General features: G+C 29.2%; 14 protein-coding genes, 2 tRNA genes and 1 CRISPR repeat array. Of the genes, 4 read left to right on the forward strand and 12 right to left on the reverse strand.

Features of this window, described 5'->3' with window-relative positions:
- Nucleotide 1 precedes the first annotated feature (1 nt).
- From Q0714_RS12150 to cyoE, 5 genes are all read right to left on the reverse strand, one after another.
- Entirely contained in the window at nucleotides 2-646 is a 645-nt protein-coding gene (locus tag Q0714_RS12150) for a hypothetical protein (protein WP_298265421.1), read from the reverse strand.
- 67 nt (nucleotides 647-713) lie between these two features.
- A complete protein-coding gene (locus Q0714_RS12155) occupies nucleotides 714-1,067 on the reverse strand; it encodes a cytochrome C oxidase subunit IV family protein (RefSeq protein ID WP_298265423.1) in 354 nt (117 codons plus the stop codon).
- A gap of 20 nt (nucleotides 1,068-1,087) precedes the next feature.
- Nucleotides 1,088-2,068: a cytochrome c oxidase subunit 3 gene (locus Q0714_RS12160; protein WP_298265425.1), complete on the reverse strand. Its 981-nt coding sequence runs from the start codon at nucleotides 2,066-2,068 to the stop codon at nucleotides 1,088-1,090.
- Nucleotides 2,069-2,123: 55 nt separating this feature from the next.
- Nucleotides 2,124-2,705, reverse strand: a complete 582-nt coding sequence (locus Q0714_RS12165) for a cytochrome c oxidase subunit 3 (RefSeq protein WP_298265427.1) — start codon at nucleotides 2,703-2,705, stop codon at nucleotides 2,124-2,126.
- A 16-nt stretch (nucleotides 2,706-2,721) separates the two neighbouring features.
- Nucleotides 2,722-3,627: a heme o synthase gene (cyoE, locus tag Q0714_RS12170; RefSeq protein WP_298265429.1), complete on the reverse strand. Its 906-nt coding sequence runs from the start codon at nucleotides 3,625-3,627 to the stop codon at nucleotides 2,722-2,724.
- A 178-nt stretch (nucleotides 3,628-3,805) separates the two neighbouring features.
- Here cyoE and Q0714_RS12175 point away from each other — a divergent pair.
- Together Q0714_RS12175 and Q0714_RS12180 are read left to right on the forward strand one after the other, a co-directional pair.
- Nucleotides 3,806-3,877 (forward strand) — tRNA-Gly (locus Q0714_RS12175).
- 22 nt (nucleotides 3,878-3,899) lie between these two features.
- Nucleotides 3,900-3,985 (forward strand) — tRNA-Leu (locus Q0714_RS12180).
- Between the two features lie 193 nt (nucleotides 3,986-4,178).
- Nucleotides 4,179-5,969: direct repeats of the CRISPR family, unit length 46 nt; unit sequence GTTGTGAATTGCTTTCAGATTTGTATTTTTACTTAGCATTCGCAGG.
- A 107-nt stretch (nucleotides 5,970-6,076) separates the two neighbouring features.
- On the opposite strand, the gene cas2 is transcribed toward Q0714_RS12180, so the two are convergent.
- Genes cas2 through cas9 form a run of 3 tightly spaced genes read right to left on the reverse strand, consistent with a single transcriptional unit; the run spans nucleotide 6,077 to nucleotide 11,635 of the window.
- The gene (gene cas2, locus Q0714_RS12185; RefSeq protein ID WP_298265431.1) at nucleotides 6,077-6,418 is read right to left on the reverse strand and encodes a CRISPR-associated endonuclease Cas2; all 342 of its coding nucleotides are present in this window, start codon (nucleotides 6,416-6,418) and stop codon (nucleotides 6,077-6,079) included.
- A gap of 57 nt (nucleotides 6,419-6,475) precedes the next feature.
- Nucleotides 6,476-7,372, reverse strand: coding sequence for a type II CRISPR-associated endonuclease Cas1 (gene cas1 / locus Q0714_RS12190; RefSeq protein ID WP_298265433.1), 897 nt, complete (start codon nucleotides 7,370-7,372; stop codon nucleotides 6,476-6,478).
- 12 nt (nucleotides 7,373-7,384) lie between these two features.
- Nucleotides 7,385-11,635, reverse strand: coding sequence for a type II CRISPR RNA-guided endonuclease Cas9 (gene cas9, locus Q0714_RS12195; RefSeq protein WP_298265435.1), 4,251 nt, complete (start codon nucleotides 11,633-11,635; stop codon nucleotides 7,385-7,387).
- A gap of 369 nt (nucleotides 11,636-12,004) precedes the next feature.
- Here cas9 and Q0714_RS12200 point away from each other — a divergent pair, with 369 nt between their 5' ends.
- On the forward strand, nucleotides 12,005-12,331 hold the full coding sequence (locus Q0714_RS12200) for a hypothetical protein (protein WP_298265437.1): 327 nt from the start codon (nucleotides 12,005-12,007) through the stop codon (nucleotides 12,329-12,331).
- A gap of 116 nt (nucleotides 12,332-12,447) precedes the next feature.
- Nucleotides 12,448-13,149, forward strand: coding sequence for a sulfite exporter TauE/SafE family protein (locus tag Q0714_RS12205; protein ID WP_298265439.1), 702 nt, complete (start codon nucleotides 12,448-12,450; stop codon nucleotides 13,147-13,149).
- On the opposite strand, the gene hypE is transcribed toward Q0714_RS12205, so the two are convergent.
- The 4 genes from hypE to Q0714_RS12225 are packed head-to-tail and all read right to left on the reverse strand — an operon-like array spanning nucleotide 13,146 to nucleotide 18,088.
- Nucleotides 13,146-14,171 carry a hydrogenase expression/formation protein HypE gene (hypE, locus tag Q0714_RS12210; RefSeq protein WP_298265441.1) on the reverse strand — a complete coding sequence of 342 codons (1,026 nt, stop codon included), beginning with the start codon at nucleotides 14,169-14,171 and terminating at the stop codon, nucleotides 13,146-13,148. The two genes, Q0714_RS12205 and hypE, sit on opposite strands and share 4 nt — an antisense overlap.
- A 2-nt stretch (nucleotides 14,172-14,173) precedes the next feature.
- Nucleotides 14,174-15,265, reverse strand: coding sequence for a hydrogenase formation protein HypD (gene hypD, locus Q0714_RS12215; protein ID WP_298265443.1), 1,092 nt, complete (start codon nucleotides 15,263-15,265; stop codon nucleotides 14,174-14,176).
- A 3-nt stretch (nucleotides 15,266-15,268) separates the two neighbouring features.
- Nucleotides 15,269-17,524, reverse strand: a complete 2,256-nt coding sequence (gene hypF, locus Q0714_RS12220) for a carbamoyltransferase HypF (protein WP_298265445.1) — start codon at nucleotides 17,522-17,524, stop codon at nucleotides 15,269-15,271.
- A gap of 30 nt (nucleotides 17,525-17,554) precedes the next feature.
- Nucleotides 17,555-18,088, reverse strand: a complete 534-nt coding sequence (locus Q0714_RS12225; protein WP_298265447.1) for a hydrogenase maturation protease — start codon at nucleotides 18,086-18,088, stop codon at nucleotides 17,555-17,557.
- Nucleotides 18,089-18,166: the final 78 nt, after the last annotated feature.

Genomic DNA, 18,166 nt, shown 5'->3' on the forward strand with positions numbered 1-18,166 from the left:
TTTAAATTTTTCTTTTTCTTCTACTTTCTTTTTCGGCAGATTTTTTTAATTGATAATAAATAATATCAATATCATCTTTCATTTTATTTTTTAACGTTGATACCGACTTCATATTATAGCCATATAATTTACCATCTGCGGTATCTTCATCGTCTTTTCTACCACGCAATCTATTTTCCATATCTACTATAAAAGCATTTTCAGAATATAAATTTTCGTTTAAACTATATGGGGTATTTAAACTTTTAAAGGTTGAAGTTATGTTATTTTCATTCGTGTAAATGAAATTCCATTTGCTTATATCTGTAAAGGCAGAAAGTTCTTCTATAGCACTTTTATAATTATTTTCAGTTCCTTTAGGAAGTATTGCTACAATTTGAAAATAAGGTTTTTGATAATATCGTTTATAAATTGTTTGATTTAAATTAAACATACTTCCTTTTGCTGTATTTAAATCGTTTCCCAAAAAACAAACTACTGTAAGATGTTCTTTAAAGGTGGTATTAGTTGAAGAAAATTCTTGAACATCAAGAACATTTTCTGTTAAAATTGGTAAATTTGAGTACTTATAAATCCCTTTTGAAAGGAAAATATAAAATACTAATGGAAGAATGAATAAGCTAAAAAGTATCCAAAATTTTTTCATGATGTTTTTTACAAAAATAAAAAAAGGTGGCTTAATTAACCACCTTCTTTATTTAATATTTTATTGTTTAGTAGTTCCATTTTGTTAGTGGACCTAATACATCATTTATATAACTTCCTTCAATTAATAATAAAGTAGCTAAATAAATAATTAGAAAAACTGCTGTCCACACAACTGCACGTCTTAAACTCTTTTTTTCATCGGCCATATGCATAAAAAACCAAGTAATGTAGTATGCTTTTACCAATGTTAATATTAAGAAAATGATATTTAATGGACTTGTTCCTAAAATTTTTGTTAAATGAAGTGAGTCAGGTTTTATAATTCCTAAAACAACTTCAACAATTGTTACTAATGAAAGTATCCCAAATACTTTCCAAATTAATTTAGTGTGAGATGTATGTTCTTGTGCGTGTTCCATTTTGTTGTTTTTTTAATGAATTAAACTAAGTAGAAGAATGTAAATACAAATACCCAAACTAAATCTACAAAGTGCCAATACAATCCTACTTTTTCAACCATTTCATAATGCCCTCTGCGTTCATAAGTTCCAATAATTACATTAAAAAAGATAATTATGTTAATAATTACACCTGATAAAACGTGAAAACCGTGAAAACCAGTGATGAAGAAAAAGAAATCGGCAAACAATGTTTTACCATATTCATTTACTTTTAAATTAGCTCCTTCAATTACTGCATTTGCTTCATTTAAATATGCCATAGCTTCTGCACGAGGAATAATAGTTTTGGTTTTAGTGTCTGCGTTTATTTTTTCAGTTCTTATTGTAATATCTGGATTTGCTTTAAAACCTTCAATAACTTCAGCAACTGTAAAGGTTGGTAAAGTAGCTTCTTTTTCAAACCAAAGTCCTTTATCTTTTGTATGTTGTATTCTTTCAGAGTGTGCGGAAGTTGCAAAACTTTTTAATTCTATTTGATGCCCAGAAGCATCTACAAATTGTATGATTTTTCCATCATTTAATTGAACTGCTCCATAAGAACCATTGATAAAATTTTTCCATTCCCAAGCTTGTGAACCTAAGAATATTAAACCACCAATAATGGTTAAAAACATATAAAAAGTAACTTTTTTCTTATTCATTTGGTGTCCAGCATCAACAGCTAGCACCATAGTTACAGATGAAAATATCAAGATAAAAGTCATTAAAGCTACATAGTACATTGGTGCATGAAAACCATGTAAAAAAGGAAAGTGAGTAAATACCTCGTCGGCAATAGGCCAAGATTCAATAAATTTAAAACGCATTAAACCATATGCGCCTAAAAATCCTGAAAATGTGAGTGCATCAGATAAAATGAAAAACCACATCATCATTTTTCCATAACTTGCACCAAGTGGTTTGTTGTTACCACCATCCCAAGTTTTTCCATTAGCTTTAGTAGCAATAGTTGCTTCCATAAAAGTTTTGTTTTGATTTTTTAGTTATAGTTTCGCCAAAAGTACATTATTTTTTTTATCTAATAAAATAGAAAAATAAAAACAAGTAAATCCATAGTATATCAACAAAGTGCCAAAAGATAGCACCTAACTCTAACCCAAGAGAATCTTTTGATGAATATTTTTTATTGAAATGATTAAAAATAACCACTAAAAGTACAACAATTCCAGCAGCAATATGTGCTAAATGAGCCAGAGTAATTCCATAAATAAATGAAGATTTAACGGTACTCTGTTCTCCTGCAAAAACAAAACCTGCATCAAACAATTCATTAAAACCTTGAAATTGAAAAAATATAAATCCAATTCCTAATAAAAGGGTGGTTATTAAAAAAGTTGAAGTAAGTTTATAATTGTTTTTTTTAATAAAATTTTTTGCTAAAATAAATGTGATGCTACTTAAAACAATTAAAATGGTGCTAGTATAAAATGCATTTGGTAAATCAAATGAAACCCAATCGCTTCTTTTTCTACTGACTACATATGCGCTGGTAAGCCCAGCAAACATCATAACCATACTAATCATTGAAACCCATAGCATTGGTTTAGCAGACTTTCTTTTAGCTTGTTTGTATTCTTGTTTTAAAGTTTCTTTCATTTCAATATGATTTATTTTAGTGTAAAAATTTATCAACTACGTAGATTACTTGAATTAATGTAATATACAAAACACTTGATAACATTAATTGTCGTGCTTCTTTATTGGTTTGGTGTTTGTATAATTTAATTGCATAATATAACATAATACTTCCTAAGGCAACTAAAATAATAGCTGTAATTGGGTAAATATAAAAAGTTCCAGTGATTTTTAAAACCGGAATAATAGAAACTATAATTAAACAACTAGTATAAATAATTATTTGTATTACAGCTTTTTTATTTTTTTTACCCATTGGCATTAAATTAAACCCTGCTTTTTTATACTCGTCAAATTGCAACCAAGCAATGGCCCAAAAATGAGGAAATTGCCAAAAAAATTGAATTAAAAATAACATGCCTGGTTCTATTGAAAAAGTATTAGTTGCTGCAACCCATCCTAACATAAAAGGTATTGCACCAGGAATTGCTCCAACAAAAACAGCCAAAGGTGTTATTGGTTTTAAAGGGGTATAAACACTTGTATAAAGAAAGATTGAAATAGCTCCAAATAGTGCGCTTTTTGGATTGATACTATATAGGATAGCTAATCCTAAAATGGTGAATGAGACTGCAATTACCATTGCCATTGAAACATGCATTCTTCCAGCTGGTAAAGGTCTATTCATTGTTCTTTTCATTAAAGCATCGGTATCTTTTTCAATAATTTGATTGAAAGCATTTGAAGCACCTACCATTAAATAACCTCCAATAGCCAATAAAATAAGTGTTAAAGCTTTAATTTCTTCTGTGGCCAATAAATATCCTGCAAGTGATGAAAATACGACACTCAAAGATAAACCAACCTTGGTAAGTTGCTTAAAATCTCTATAAATTAGAGTAAAATTCATGTTTTTATGAGTAGAATTAGATGAAGCTTGCATTAAAAAGGTTTAAAATCTGTGCAAAGATATTTTATTATTAGAGATTTACAACCTTAAAATAAGGAGATTAAAAAAATAATTAAAATAAATTTTAAAAAAGTCTTTGCAGTTATTATAATTGTTTTAAATTTGCACTCGCATTTGAGATAATAAATGCCAAGTTCTTAAAAAAATGACTGCGAAAGTAGCTCAGGGGTAGAGCATCACCTTGCCAAGGTGAGGGTCGCGGGTTCAAATCCCGTCTTTCGCTCTACAATATATAAAATACCAATGCAGAAGTGGTGGAATTGGTAGACACGCTGGACTTAAAATCCAGTGGACAGTAATGTCCGTGCGGGTTCAAGTCCCGCCTTCTGTACTAAAAACCTTGTTAATCGTTTGATTTTCAAGGTTTTTTAGTTTTAAGGAGGTATTCTGATAATATAATGTATTATAGCAAATAATGAGTGGTTAACTTTTTAGAATAACGTTCTTTAAAGACAGTTTAGTCCTCATTGCTCAGTTTAAGTCTTCTAAACCTCACTAATTCTTAAAAGCTTAAAATAAATTTAGTTGTGAATTGCTTTCAGATTTGTATTTTTACTTAGCATTCGCAGGTATATAAATAATCGGTTGTTCCATAACTTAGTTGTGAATTGCTTTCAGATTTGTATTTTTACTTAGCATTCGCAGGTTATAGTTCCAATTAATCTACCGTCTACTGTTGTGAATTGCTTTCAGATTTGTATTTTTACTTAGCATTCGCAGGTTAACAGATCAAGAGCATACAGAGTTATATGTTGTGAATTGCTTTCAGATTTGTATTTTTACTTAGCATTCGCAGGAGGATGAAGAAAACATTGTTGCTTTCCCAGGTTGTGAATTGCTTTCAGATTTGTATTTTTACTTAGCATTCGCAGGAATAATGATGTGCGTGGTTATGTGTTAACCGTTGTGAATTGCTTTCAGATTTGTATTTTTACTTAGCATTCGCAGGTTTGTTTACTTCCTGAAATTTATGATTCCAGTTGTGAATTGCTTTCAGATTTGTATTTTTACTTAGCATTCGCAGGGTATTCTTTTGATAAAGGACCTTGTAATGTGTTGTGAATTGCTTTCAGATTTGTATTTTTACTTAGCATTCGCAGGTGGAAAATTTTATTGGTGTATTGAAAATTAGTTGTGAATTGCTTTCAGATTTGTATTTTTACTTAGCATTCGCAGGATGTACAACATTTAAAGATAGTATAACCCGTTGTGAATTGCTTTCAGATTTGTATTTTTACTTAGCATTCGCAGGATTCTGTTTTTAATTTTGTATTATCTATTAGTTGTGAATTGCTTTCAGATTTGTATTTTTACTTAGCATTCGCAGGAGTAAAGGATGGCAAATACGGATTCAATAGGTTGTGAATTGCTTTCAGATTTGTATTTTTACTTAGCATTCGCAGGAAGAACTAAAAGAAATAGAGCAAAAAGCTGTTGTGAATTGCTTTCAGATTTGTATTTTTACTTAGCATTCGCAGGCCATATCTCCTGTAGCATCGGTTGTAAACTGTTGTGAATTGCTTTCAGATTTGTATTTTTACTTAGCATTCGCAGGTCTGAAGATATTTATCTTCATATTGAAAACGTTGTGAATTGCTTTCAGATTTGTATTTTTACTTAGCATTCGCAGGATTATCCAATAAAAATAAAACCCAAAAAGCGTTGTGAATTGCTTTCAGATTTGTATTTTTACTTAGCATTCGCAGGTTTTAATCGTAGATTGAGCCGAACCACCAAGTTGTGAATTGCTTTCAGATTTGTATTTTTACTTAGCATTCGCAGGTAAGTCGTGAAGTTCGTAAAGCTAAATATAGTTGTGAATTGCTTTCAGATTTGTATTTTTACTTAGCATTCGCAGGAAAAAGTAATTATTGCAAATATGCCTATCAGTTGTGAATTGCTTTCAGATTTGTATTTTTACTTAGCATTCGCAGGTGGGTTTCAAAGTTATCCTATAATAGCGTAGTTGTGAATTGCTTTCAGATTTGTATTTTTACTTAGCATTCGCAGGACGATTTCACCTAAAGAGGTGTTACTGAAAGTTGTGAATTGCTTTCAGATTTGTATTTTTACTTAGCATTCGCAGGATGGCTACTTGCGAGGTTGCACCTCACTCGGTTGTGAATTGCTTTCAGATTTGTATTTTTACTTAGCATTCGCAGGTAACCCTGGTTCTATTACTCCATCACTATTGTTGTGAATTGCTTTCAGATTTGTATTTTTACTTAGCATTCGCAGGATTAATAACTCAAGTAGTTGGCTCAATCGGGTTGTGAATTGCTTTCAGATTTGTATTTTTACTTAGCATTCGCAGGATAATTGAAGTTAAAAAGCTGTTAAATAGAAAGTTAAGTAAAGGTGTAGAAATTAAAAAACATAGCTAAATAATAACTTTAGGTTGTTTTCGGTTATGTTTTTTAATTTAAAAAAGTTCTAATTGTTGTACGGGTTGTTCTATTTCAGTCGCTTTTTGAGCAAAAAATAATTCCATCATGCCAAATTGTTTGTCGGTAATTTGTAAAATTCCTACTTTACCTAATTTTGGTAAATGTACTTTAACTCTTTTTGTATGCACTTCTGCATTTTCTTTACTTGGACAATGACGCATATAAATTGAAAATTGAAACATAGTAAAACCGTCATCTAACAGTTGTTTTCTAAATTTTGAAGCAGCTCTTCGTTCTTTTTTTGTTTCGGTTGGTAAATCAAAAAATACAAGTACCCACATAACACGATATTGATTTAATCTTGTAAAATGTTCCATCTTAGAAATGAGTTTTAAATATATTTATGATTAATAAAAACATTTAAAGCTGTAGTACTACTCTAATGTTGGATATAGAATTTTCCTGTTTTTACCCGAAAAACATTCGTATAAACTATTAGTAGTTCTACTTAAAGCTATCATTAACGGACTTTTTTTACCATCAATAATTACGTCTAGTGCTGGAATTTGTAACAGTTTCATTTTTAATTCAGTTGTTAATTCTTCAATGCTATGTTCTTCCTCAACAATTTCTTTTACTAATATATCTACAAAAATTCGATAAGGTTCCATAATATCATCTGCCAAACAATAAGCATTGTATTTATTATGATGAAAAATACCTACACTTGGCAACATACCTGAACTTATCAACGCTCGAGCTGTAATTCCCCGTAAAATGGCATAACCATAATTTAATAAATTGTTTGGAGGATCTCCGTGTTGATAACGCGTAAAGTTTGGAATATCAAACAACTGGCTCCAATAATACACAGCTGCCCTACTTTCGTGGTTTTCAGTATCACCACTTTTAACTTCAGTTGCCCATTTGTACATTTTTCGAGTAGGCACATTAATTAAATCTAGATGTAAGGCTTGATTAACAATTTTTGCACTAATGGTTTGTTGCCATAAATTCTTTTTTAATGGAATACTTGTATTTAACTGATGTCTAAAACGTTCAGCTTGTTCGCTATGCCCCACTAATGGTTGTAATAAACTAATGGGCAAGTGAAAAGCATCGCAACTTACAATTGCTGTCTTATTTTGAATTAATTTTGCTATCAATCCGTTAGTTATGGTAATTTGTTGATTTTCTAATACCAATATCCCAATATCTTCTATTGGAACTGTTTTAGACTCTTTTTCTTCTTCGGGATAGCTTATAACAAGCTGATTACTTTTAGTACTTAAATAAGTAGGATTGCTAAAAAATAGGGTTCTTTTTATCATTTTAATTACATTTTAATATTCACCAACTTGAACAATTTGCCCTAAATGATTAGTTCTTATTTTTACAATATTTTTTAAATTCTCAGGAGTTCTTATGAATTGATATTTCTTACCAGATAACATTTTTAAGTTTTTCAAATCTTCTCCTGTTGTAGCTTGAGTTTCTAAATGATGTGAAAAAAGATAGTATTTAGAAGATAAAATTTGAACTCTAAACAAATGGTTACTGATCTTTTTAGCATTTCTTTCATCCATTAAATCCATTTCATTAGGATTAAAGTCTTCTGTTGGAAATACAAAAAATTCATTTTGTTTCATAGTAAATAAGAATTTCCAAGTTTTATCAGGTAAACTATTCAACACTACTTCATCTTTTATGTCTTTCTCAATTATATAATCAAATATTTCATTTGAATCTTTAAAAACTACAGGTAAATCATAACTTTTTCTTTTTACAGCTTCATAAAAAGATACTACTTTTTCTTGTAATTTTCCTTTTTCATCTCTGTAAATGGATACGTGATGATTGTTCCCTAAATTCACATAATCTTTTGGAATTTTATTCCTTGATTCATTATAAATAAACTCTCCCAAATGATTTTTCTTATAATGTAAAGCGTTTTCTTTTATATTTTGAAATTGAAATTTAATCCTTACTGTTTTTATTGAAATACCTTTTTCTTTATTCAACCAAATTGGATTGTTTTCTATATCTGAAAAAGCTTTCTTTTTATTATTGTTAAAATCTTGAAGTCTTTTCGATAAAACCTTTTGAATTCCCTTATCAATAACTTTACTGATGTTTAAATCTGATGTAATAGGCTTTCTTACAACCATTATATCTTCAAATATTTCTACTTCATCAATCACATTACCTTTATAAATTATATTATCAGTTTTTAATATTTTAGAACTAAAAGCTATTTTAGGGTTGTTTTCAAATTTCAATAAATGTTTTTTAATTAATTCTTTTAAAGTTGGATTAAAAATATATTCTATTTGTTCTAACTCAATCGATGTTTTAAGTTTAAGTTTTTTATCACTTTTTACTTTTATCATTCCACAATAAGTGTCTTCGTGCATTCTACCTCTTGGTGTCTTTGTCTTCTGCTTGTTAAAACCTCCTCCCTTATTAGTTTTATTTATATTTTTAGTAACAACTTTGTTTTTAGTTTTAAATGATACTATAATAGATTCAATTTGTTGTTTAGCTTCGGAGCGAAAATTTTCTATTGGAGGGATAAATTTTCGTTTATTAGTATCAATTTTATGAGTAATCAAATTTTCAATGCCAATAATATTGGAATGTTTTTTGTAATTTGTGTCTTTTCTAGTACTTAAATTATTTAAATATTGAATATGATTATGAGATGTAAAAGCTACTGTTAAAGCATCTATTGCGTGATGGCGATGGTCGTTACGTTTTGTCCAATCTTTTATAATTTCTATTTCTTTTTTCTTCTCTTGTCCAATATCTAAACGCTGTTGTATCTCAGTCAATCCTAACGCTTTATATTTTGGAAAGTTTAGTTCTTTCATTACATTGATTAAACCCCATTCTTCCCTTAATTTACTTGTTATTTTACCTGAAGGAATTGGAGTTACCTTTCTAACCACCTCTGATAGCAATTCATTAGCCTTTTTCGAAATATATTGTGTATTCACTTTATCTCTTTCAATAAATCCATCTGATAAATTTTGCTGACTCATTAATAGCTTTTTGTACTTCCCTTTGCTAATTATTCCTTTTCCTTTATTATAAAGTAATTCAATTCTGCTTTTATAATTTTCTAAATCACTATTAAAAGCGCTATCAATAAAATCAAATGCTGTTCGTTTATCCTTTTGCTTATTTATTTCACTAAATGCAAGTGTTTTATTGGAAAAAGAATCGTCATACAAAACTGCTTTTGGTATAATGTGTTCTATTTCTACTTTCTTTGAAAATAAGTCAGTGTAATAGTCAATTTTTCTATTTGTAAAAATTGTTTTATGCCCTAATGGAGCTAATTCTTTATATAATTTATATCTAACCACATCTGATTTGGTGGCGTCAAAACCAAAATCTTTTTTAATGATTTTTCTTATTTCTTCATTGGCTCTTGTATTATCATTAATAAACCTAGTAGCACCTTGTCGCTCTGAAGCTGATTTTTTTAGCTCACGAGCTAATTCAATTCTTACTTCATCTGGTTTTCCATAAATTTTAATAACTTGGTTAATTAAGTTAACCATTTGATTTAAAATCTTTTCAACTACAGGGTTGCGTAAACTATTTTTAGGCAATAAATCTAGAGTGTCTTTTAAAACACGTTTATCTAATTCTTCTTTGGTTAAGCTGTTTGAGTGATTGTAACCTGCCATTGTACAAGCCTCAGAAAATTCATTTCCATTTTGTAAATACGGTAATATTTTTCGTATCGCTCTAGATGATAAACTTCCGTAATCTTGTTGCAATTTTATATTTGCCAACCATTTGGCATAGTCTGGTTTAAAACCATATTTGGTATGTAGTTTCTTTTTTAAAGCTACATTGGAATTTCCATAAATCAATTTATCTTCTTCACTTATTTTATGGTCATCTTCAGCAGAGTATAATAAATGCCACAATTGATAGCTGTACTGTTTATCAAATTCAGAAGCTTCTTTATTGGAGTCAAAATCTAAAATTTCTGGTTTTATACCAATTTCTTTAAAAACAGCTTTTAATTCTTCTTTTATTTCTAAAGCTGATTTTTTAGACCAGTCAAAGCCATAGCCTTCATTCTCAGCGATTTCTTGGTAAATAGCATATAATGCCTGATTGGTTCGGTTACCTTCAATTTTTTCAAAATTACATTTCCATTCTTTTACATTTCCAATTTCAATATATTCAGAAATTAACTTTAATACAAAATCCGGTTTAATGAACTTATCTTCTTCTAAATCTTTTTTAGATAGTTTCAGTTTTATCGGAATATTACACTCGTTAAACACTCTTTCTCTTACCTCATCGTCTAATTCAATGAATAAAAGTTTTATTCCTTTAGATTTATTTTTAAACTCTAAATGATTTAAGTTATGCCAGATTTTAAACTCTTGAAATAATGGTGAAGATTTTGGAATTGCCTTGTGATATTTTTCAAACTGACAATTTGAAATTAGGTGTTTTTGAGATTTTAGTTTACGTTGATAGAAAATAATAACATCTCTAATTTCTTCTTTTAATTCTTTAGTTAAAACAGGATAATATCTTGCTTGTGTTTCCCAAATCTGCTCAAACTCATCTAAATAATCCTGACGATAAAATACTTGGTTCTTAAGTGATGTATGTCTATTTTTTTGTATTTGATTGTATAGATATTGTCCAACTGTAATTTTTTTAAAATAGAGTTTTTTACTTCTATCACTAATTGCTCCTAAATAACCACTAGAATTATTAAGATTATTGTTTATTTCAACTATTGCATAAGCAACTTCTTCTATTGATAGTTGTTTTGAAATTGAATTTGCTCTCCATTTATAATGTTGCAGTTTTATTACATCTCTTTTCCCTTTATTTTCAGCAGTATAAATCCCTTTAATTGCTAAAAAACGTTTTCTAGAATTTTGCTGACCTTGACCTTGCAATGCTTTATACAATTCATCATCTAATACATCTGGATAGAATTGCTTTTGAAAAGTCCAAACTTTATCAAACTCATTTTGTAAATCTGAACGGTAAAAATCTGGAATATATTTTTTACCTTCAATTAATAATTGATAAACATATTGTCCTGGAGTTATATTGTCTTCATATAATTTTTTAGCAACCGCCATTCCGTCTACAGCTATTCCTTCATCTTCATTAATTGATTTTCTACTGCTTTTGTAACCTCGCTTTTTATTTATTGCTAACAATACTTTTGCAAAATCTTCTAATTCAATTTTTTCAACCGCAGCTTTAGCTCTTAAACTTAACGTTTGGTGTGTAGTATTTTTACCAATTTCAGTTAAAGCTGTTTTATTTGTAATAATTTGATGCTTTTCAAGAATTTCAATTAAGTTTTTTCTACGAAGTTTAAAGCGTTGCAGATTTCTTCTTGCTCCTCTTTTTAAAGTTCTATCTGCATTTATAGATAATGGTCTTCCCTTTTCAAAATCTGTTTGTTCATCAGTTGTTAAGGGATTTACTCTAACACCTAATTTTATAATTTCAGATTTTTCATTTTTATATTCAGCTTCATTAACTAATGCCCAACCAATAGAAGTAGTTCCAAGATCTAGTCCAAGTATTTTTTTCATTTTACAATTTTTTTAAAGAAGTATATAAAGTTAATAAAAATAGTATATTTGTTAAACAAATTTGAAAGCAATTCACAATAAGGATTATTCCGTTGTGAAAACATTTAAAACGGTCATATCATCGATATGATCGTTTTCTTTTATACTTCTTATTAACTAGATTTATAGGTTTCTACAAAACTTTTGTGAATCTTGGATTTAGATTTTATCAATCTCTATAGTGCCTATATCATTTTGTTATTGAAAACAATACTTCAAAAATTTTACTTATTAAATAGTTAAACATTTGTTAATAGCTTTATAAAAAGGTAACATAATTTTTTTTGATGCGTCTTTACAATAGATTATAACTTATAAAACTACTTTATCATGAAAAAATTTAAACTATTAACACTAGCCTTAATTATTGGAACATCAAGCTTGTTTGCAGCTAATATTGAAGAAGATATTTCTAAAGATAAGATGAGAAGCGAAATTGTGAAATTATTGGAAAAACCAGATTTTATTGTTGAAAATGAAATTTATGTAAATATTACTTTTACATTTAGCTCTGAAGGTGAGGTAGTAGTACTAAATGTAGATTCAAAAAATCAAGATGTACTTAATTACATACGAAAGAATTTAAATTATAAAAAAATTGAAAATCCAGGAGTAAGAGATAAAATATACAGTATGCCAATTACTGTTAAATCTTAATAAACAAGCAAAATTAATTAAAAGCCAAAACAAATTTGTTTTGGCTTTTTTTGTGATTTTAATTTAAAAAAAATGAAAATTAATCTTAAATTTAGTAATTAAATTATAAGATAATTATGGAGCTTACTTTTCCTTTATTTGCGGGTGTAATAGCCGCAATGTTACATGTAATTTCAGGTCCCGATCATTTAGCTGCAGTTACACCGTTTGCAATTGAAAGTAAAAAGAAAGCCTGGAAAGTTGGCTTGTTTTGGGGAATTGGTCATTTATTAGGCATGTTGTTTATTGGAATGTTATTTTTGGTTTTTAAAGAATTGATTCCTATTGAAAAAATTTCAACACATAGTGAACAGTTTGTAGGTATTGTTTTAATTGGTTTAGGAATATGGGTGCTTTTTAAAATATTTAAACAAGAACAATCTCATAAACACACCCATATTCATAGTACTCTTCATCCATTGATTCATAAACATGAGCATGACCACCACATAGAGAAAAAACACAATCACACTCACCCCAATTTAAAACAAGGAACTTTAGCTTCTTTATCTGTAGGTTTTATTCATGGTTTGGCAGGAGTAGCTCATTTTTTACTTTTCTTACCTGTAATTGGCTTTACTTCTATGTTTGATTCTTCAAAATACATAATTGGTTTTGCAATAGGAACTTTGTTGGCTATGATTTCTTTTGCAATTGTTATTGGAAGAATTGCAGATTTTTCTAAAAGAGATCACAATGAAATTTTTTTTAAAGGTATTAGATTTGCTGGTGGATTATTTGCTTTAGTAATTGGGGTTTATTGGATTTTTGCTAATTAACAAATTCTTGGGAGTTGCTCGCCAACTAGAGGGCTTACAATTCTTTTTCCTCCTATGGAACTTTGCATTACAACTTTATTTGGATGCTCAGATGTAATTTCACCAATAATAGCTGCGTTTTCACCTTTTTTGTGATTTTTCATTAAAGCTAAAACTTCTAATTCAATACTAGAATCTACAATAACTAAAAATACACCTTCGTTAGCAACATACATGGGGTCTAAACCTAACATTTCACAAGCTGCAGCAACTTGTTTTTCTAAAGGGATATACTTTTCTTTTAAGAATATGCCTTTGGATATGTCATTTGCAATTTCGTGTAAAACCGTTCCTAAACCACCACGAGTTGGATCTCTAAATAGTTTAATTTTATCGCCAAATTTATCTAGTAATTCAGTAACTATAAAGTTTAAGTTGGTTGTATCACTTTCTATGGTAGATTCAAAATTTAGCCCTTCTCTCTCACTCATAATAGCCATCCCGTGTTGAGCAATATAGCCATTTACTAAAATTTTATCGCCTTCTTTTATAGTATCAACAGAAATGTTTGCTTTTGGGTGCACTAAACCAAAACCAGTGGTATTTATAAAAATTTTATCGCCTTTTCCACGTTCTACAACTTTGGTGTCTCCTGTAATTATTAAAACGCCACTCTCGTCAGCAGCTTTTTTTACAGATTGCACTATTTGAATGAATTCAGAAACTTTTAATCCTTCTTCTACAATAAACGCTAAAGATAAATATTTTGGAATTGCCCCACACATAGCTACATCATTTACAGTTCCGTGTACAGCTAACTCACCAATATTTCCTCCTTTAAAAAAAATAGGTGTTATTACAAAACTATCTGTTGAAATTGCAATTTCTCCTTCAATTTTCACGACGGATCCATCATGTTTTTGATCTAGATAGGGGTTGCTAAATGTTTTAAATATAATTTTATCTAATAAATTTCTAGTAAGTTCACCACCGCTTCCATGTCCTAAATTTATGGTTTCAAAGCCTATATTTTCTATATCCATTTTTATTCTATTAAATTGTTTGAAAAATGATAATATGCTGCACAAGCACCTTCTGATGAAACCATAGGGGCTCCTAAAGGATTTGATGGTTTACAGGTTTTTGCAAATTGATTGCATTGATGAGGTTTTTTAATACCTCGTAATATTTCACCAGCAATACACTTGTTGTTTTCAGGTACTTTTATATTATTAATTTTAAATTTTAGTTCTGCATCGTATTTTTGGTACTCAGTTTTAATAACATAACCGCTATTTGGAATTTCACCGATACCACGCCATTCTCTGTTTCCTATTTTAAATACTTTTTGAATGACATTGATGGCTGAGGTGTTTCCATGCTCTTTAACAACACGGGCATATTGATTTTCTAATTGATGGTTGCCTTCTTCTAATTGTTTAACGGACATATAAATTCCTTGTACTAAATCGAGAGGTTCAAACCCAGTAACTACAATCGGAATTTTATATTTTTCTACCAAAGGATAATACTCTTGAATTCCCATAATTGCACAAACATGACCTGCGGCTAAAAATGCATCAATGCTACAAAATTTATCATCTAAAATTGCTTCCATTGCTGGAGGGACTAATACATGAGAAGCTAAAATGGAATAGTTTAAAATTCCTTCTTTTTCAGCATGTAAAACTGATAAAGCATTTGCAGGTGCTGTAGTTTCAAAACCAACTGCAAAAAAAACGACTTCTTTTGTTGGGTTTTGTTTAGCTATTGAAACAGCCTCAATTGGAGAATATAAAATGCGTAAATCGCCTCCTTTTGCTTTAGCCTCCAATAAACTTTTTTTACTTCCTGGCACACGAATCATATCTCCGAATGAACATACAATTACACCTTGCTCTAATAATTCAATGGCTTTGTCAATTAAATTTAGGGGAGTTACACAAACTGGGCAACCAGGACCATGAATCATTCTTACTTTTTCAGGTAATAGTTCTAAAATTCCATTTTTTACTAAGCTATGTGTTTGTCCTCCGCAAATTTCCATAATATTCCATTCACGAGTTGTAATTTTGTGAATTTCATCTAAAATTCTTTTCGTAGCTTCAAGGTTTCTATATTCACTTAAATATTTCATAAACTAATTTTTGATGTTTAAATAATACATCATTTGCCCAAAAGAAATATTTTCATCATTTGGAGCTAATTGTTTATGAAAATACAACTTTATTTCTTTTGGAACTAACTCAATTAACATATCAACCAAAATGGTATTTTGAAAAACACCTCCGCTAAAAGCAATATGTTTATAATGATTGGTAGTTGCTATTTTTAAGATAGTAGAAGCTAACGTAAATAAAAAATTAGCAATACAGTTTTCTTTTGAAACTCCGTTTTGTATATCTTGATAAATGTATTTAATAATTTGAGTTGATGAAATTTCATTTTCAAGGTTGTTTAAATAATTTTTACAAGTTTTTAGATCGTAATTTGTAATTAAATTTTCCATTAAAATGGCGGCTTCTCCTTCATAAGTATTGTAGTCGGTTATGTTTAACAAAGAAGCAACGGCATCAAATAATCTACCAACAGATGAAGTTTTTAGCTGATTATTTTGTTTTAGGTGTTGATAGGTTTTTAATTCATTTTGGGTAAATTTTTGTTTTAAAACTGTATTCATTTCTTCAGAAGCTAATGATAGTAATGACAAGCGTGGTTCTTTTGACATTTTGTTGCCTAACAGCCAGTTAAAATAATTGAAATGATTTAATCTTTCAATTTGATTACTTTCATATTTAAAAAATTCACCTCCCCAAATTTGTGCATCATCTCCATAACCTGTACCATCAAAAATTACACCTAATACTTTTTTATTAAATAAATTATGCTCTCCTAAAATTGCTGAAAAATGTGCTTTATGATGTTGAATTTCAATTAATGTTGAAGAAATTTTTTGAGCTAATTCTTTCCCAAATAGGTTGCTATAATAATTAGGGTGTTTATCAATTAAAACTATGTTAGGTTGTTGTTCAAAAATAGCTAAAAATGCATTTGTAGTGGAAGTAAATCTATTATATACATCATAATTTTCTAAATTGCCAAGATACTCACTTAAGTATAAATATTCATTGGGATAATAAGCAATGCTACTTTTTAAATCGGCACCCAACGCAAGTATTTTTTTGTTAGAATTTATAGAAGGATTGAAATAATTGGGAGCAAAACCACGAGAGCGCCTAAAGAGAATTTCTTGTTCAAATTTTTTACTTATTTTAATCACGGAGTCATCTTGAGGGTGTGTTATTTTTAAGTTGTGTTGTAAAAAATAATCTGCAACAGATTTAAGTTTTTCTATAGCTTCTTTATTTTCACTTATAATTGGAGATCCATGAATATTTCCGCTGGTAGCTACAATTGGAAAATTTAATTTACTTGCTAGTAGTTGTAAAATACCAGAATAGGGCAACATAACTCCTAATTGATTTAATTTAGGAGCTACGGAGTTTATCGCTATTTTTCCATGATAGTTTTGTAAAGGAACAATGGTAATTGGACTTTCAGTTGAGGTTAGTAATTTTAGCTCTTTTGAAGATAAAGTCAACTCTTTTTTTAAAAATTTTAATGAAGGGAATAATACTGCAAATGGCTTGTTAGGTCTATTTTTTTGAAGTCTTAATTTTTGAACAACAGTTTCATTTTCAGCATTGCAGCATAATAAATACCCACTAGTGTTTTTTATGGCTACAATATTTCCTTCTAAAAGAAGTTTAGCAATTTTATTAAATATAGTTTCGTTAACAATTTCAATCTCATTTTCTTTAGAATCTACTAATTTTAAGCTAACTCCACAAGTTGGACAAGTGTTTGTTTGTGAATGAAAACGTCTGTTAAGCGGATTCTTATATTCTTGTAAACAATCATCACACATAGCAAACTCGTCTATACTTGTATGATTTCTTTCAAAAGGAAATGTTTCGGTTATTGCCCATCTTGGACCACAATTTACACAGGTTGTAAATGGATAATAATATCTTCTGTTTTTTTTATTTTTTAGTTCTTTTCTACAATCGTTACAAATTGCAAAATCAGGAGTAAGCGATAAATTTAATTGTCCTTTTTTATTAGAGGGTAGTATTTTGAAATTTTTATAATCTATAAAATCAATTTTGGTAATTGAGCTATGTTGAATTTTAGAAACAGGAGGCGGGAAATGGGTTAGTTTTTTATAGAAACTTTGAATATTTTCAGTTGCTCCAGAAACATAAATAATAACACCCTCTTCGTTGTTAGAAACGGTTCCGTTTAATAAAAATTCATTGGCCAAATTATAAACAAAAGGACGAAAACCTACCCCTTGTACTTGTCCAGAAATAGTAATTTGATAGGTTTTTAGCATTCAGTTTAGTGCTTAAAAGATCCTATAAATTTACAATTTTTTTGAGTGAAGTTCTTTGGAATGAGCTAAAATATTTTCAATAACTTTTGGAATTGCAGCACTAACTTTTTCATTCAATTTTACGGTCATTGGATTTAATTCCTCAATTGAAATGGTGAATAAATGAATGTCAGGAATTTTTTCCATTAAATAAACCGCTTCAATCATATCCTTTAAACCAACATCATGTACGCTTAATGCCGAAGGAAAATCGGAAGCAAATTTAGGACGTATTAATGAAATTGTTCCTGCAGGTTTTCCATCCATAGTAGCATCTATAAATATAATGGTATTATATGCTTCAAAACAATTTAGCAGTAAAAAACCCCCTGTTCCACCATCCAAAATATCAACATAGTTTGGTAATTTAATCTTACTCATTTCTTGAATAATGTGTACGCCAATTCCTTCATCACCCATTAAGTAATTTCCAACCCCCATCACTAAAATAGAATTGGTTTTATCTTTTTCAAAGAAGTAGGAATCGCTACAAATTGCTATTGGGGTTGTTGCTGTTTTTTTCATAATTCATGGTTAAAAAAGTAAATTCATTTCACTTAAAAATACAGGAGCAAAATGAATTTACTTTTACTTTGGGAAATT

The sequence above is a fragment of the uncultured Lutibacter sp. genome, assembly GCF_947493565.1.
GTDB lineage: Bacteria > Bacteroidota > Bacteroidia > Flavobacteriales > Flavobacteriaceae > Lutibacter > Lutibacter aestuarii.

Coding starts and splice junctions, on each gene's coding strand:
- Q0714_RS12160 (WP_298265425.1), bottom strand. CDS start 2,068: ATGGAAGCAACTATTGCTACTAAAGCTAATGGAAAAACTTGGGATGGT.
- cas9 (WP_298265435.1), bottom strand. CDS start 11,635: ATGAAAAAAATACTTGGACTAGATCTTGGAACTACTTCTATTGGTTGG.
- Q0714_RS12200 (WP_298265437.1), top strand. CDS start 12,005: ATGAAAAAATTTAAACTATTAACACTAGCCTTAATTATTGGAACATCA.
- Q0714_RS12165 (WP_298265427.1), bottom strand. CDS start 2,705: ATGAAAGAAACTTTAAAACAAGAATACAAACAAGCTAAAAGAAAGTCT.
- cas1 (WP_298265433.1), bottom strand. CDS start 7,372: ATGATAAAAAGAACCCTATTTTTTAGCAATCCTACTTATTTAAGTACT.
- hypE (WP_298265441.1), bottom strand. CDS start 14,171: ATGGATATAGAAAATATAGGCTTTGAAACCATAAATTTAGGACATGGA.
- Q0714_RS12155 (WP_298265423.1), bottom strand. CDS start 1,067: ATGGAACACGCACAAGAACATACATCTCACACTAAATTAATTTGGAAA.
- hypF (WP_298265445.1), bottom strand. CDS start 17,524: ATGCTAAAAACCTATCAAATTACTATTTCTGGACAAGTACAAGGGGTA.
- Q0714_RS12225 (WP_298265447.1), bottom strand. CDS start 18,088: ATGAAAAAAACAGCAACAACCCCAATAGCAATTTGTAGCGATTCCTAC.
- Q0714_RS12205 (WP_298265439.1), top strand. CDS start 12,448: ATGGAGCTTACTTTTCCTTTATTTGCGGGTGTAATAGCCGCAATGTTA.
- hypD (WP_298265443.1), bottom strand. CDS start 15,265: ATGAAATATTTAAGTGAATATAGAAACCTTGAAGCTACGAAAAGAATT.
- Q0714_RS12150 (WP_298265421.1), bottom strand. CDS start 646: ATGAAAAAATTTTGGATACTTTTTAGCTTATTCATTCTTCCATTAGTA.
- cas2 (WP_298265431.1), bottom strand. CDS start 6,418: ATGGAACATTTTACAAGATTAAATCAATATCGTGTTATGTGGGTACTT.
- cyoE (WP_298265429.1), bottom strand. CDS start 3,627: ATGCAAGCTTCATCTAATTCTACTCATAAAAACATGAATTTTACTCTA.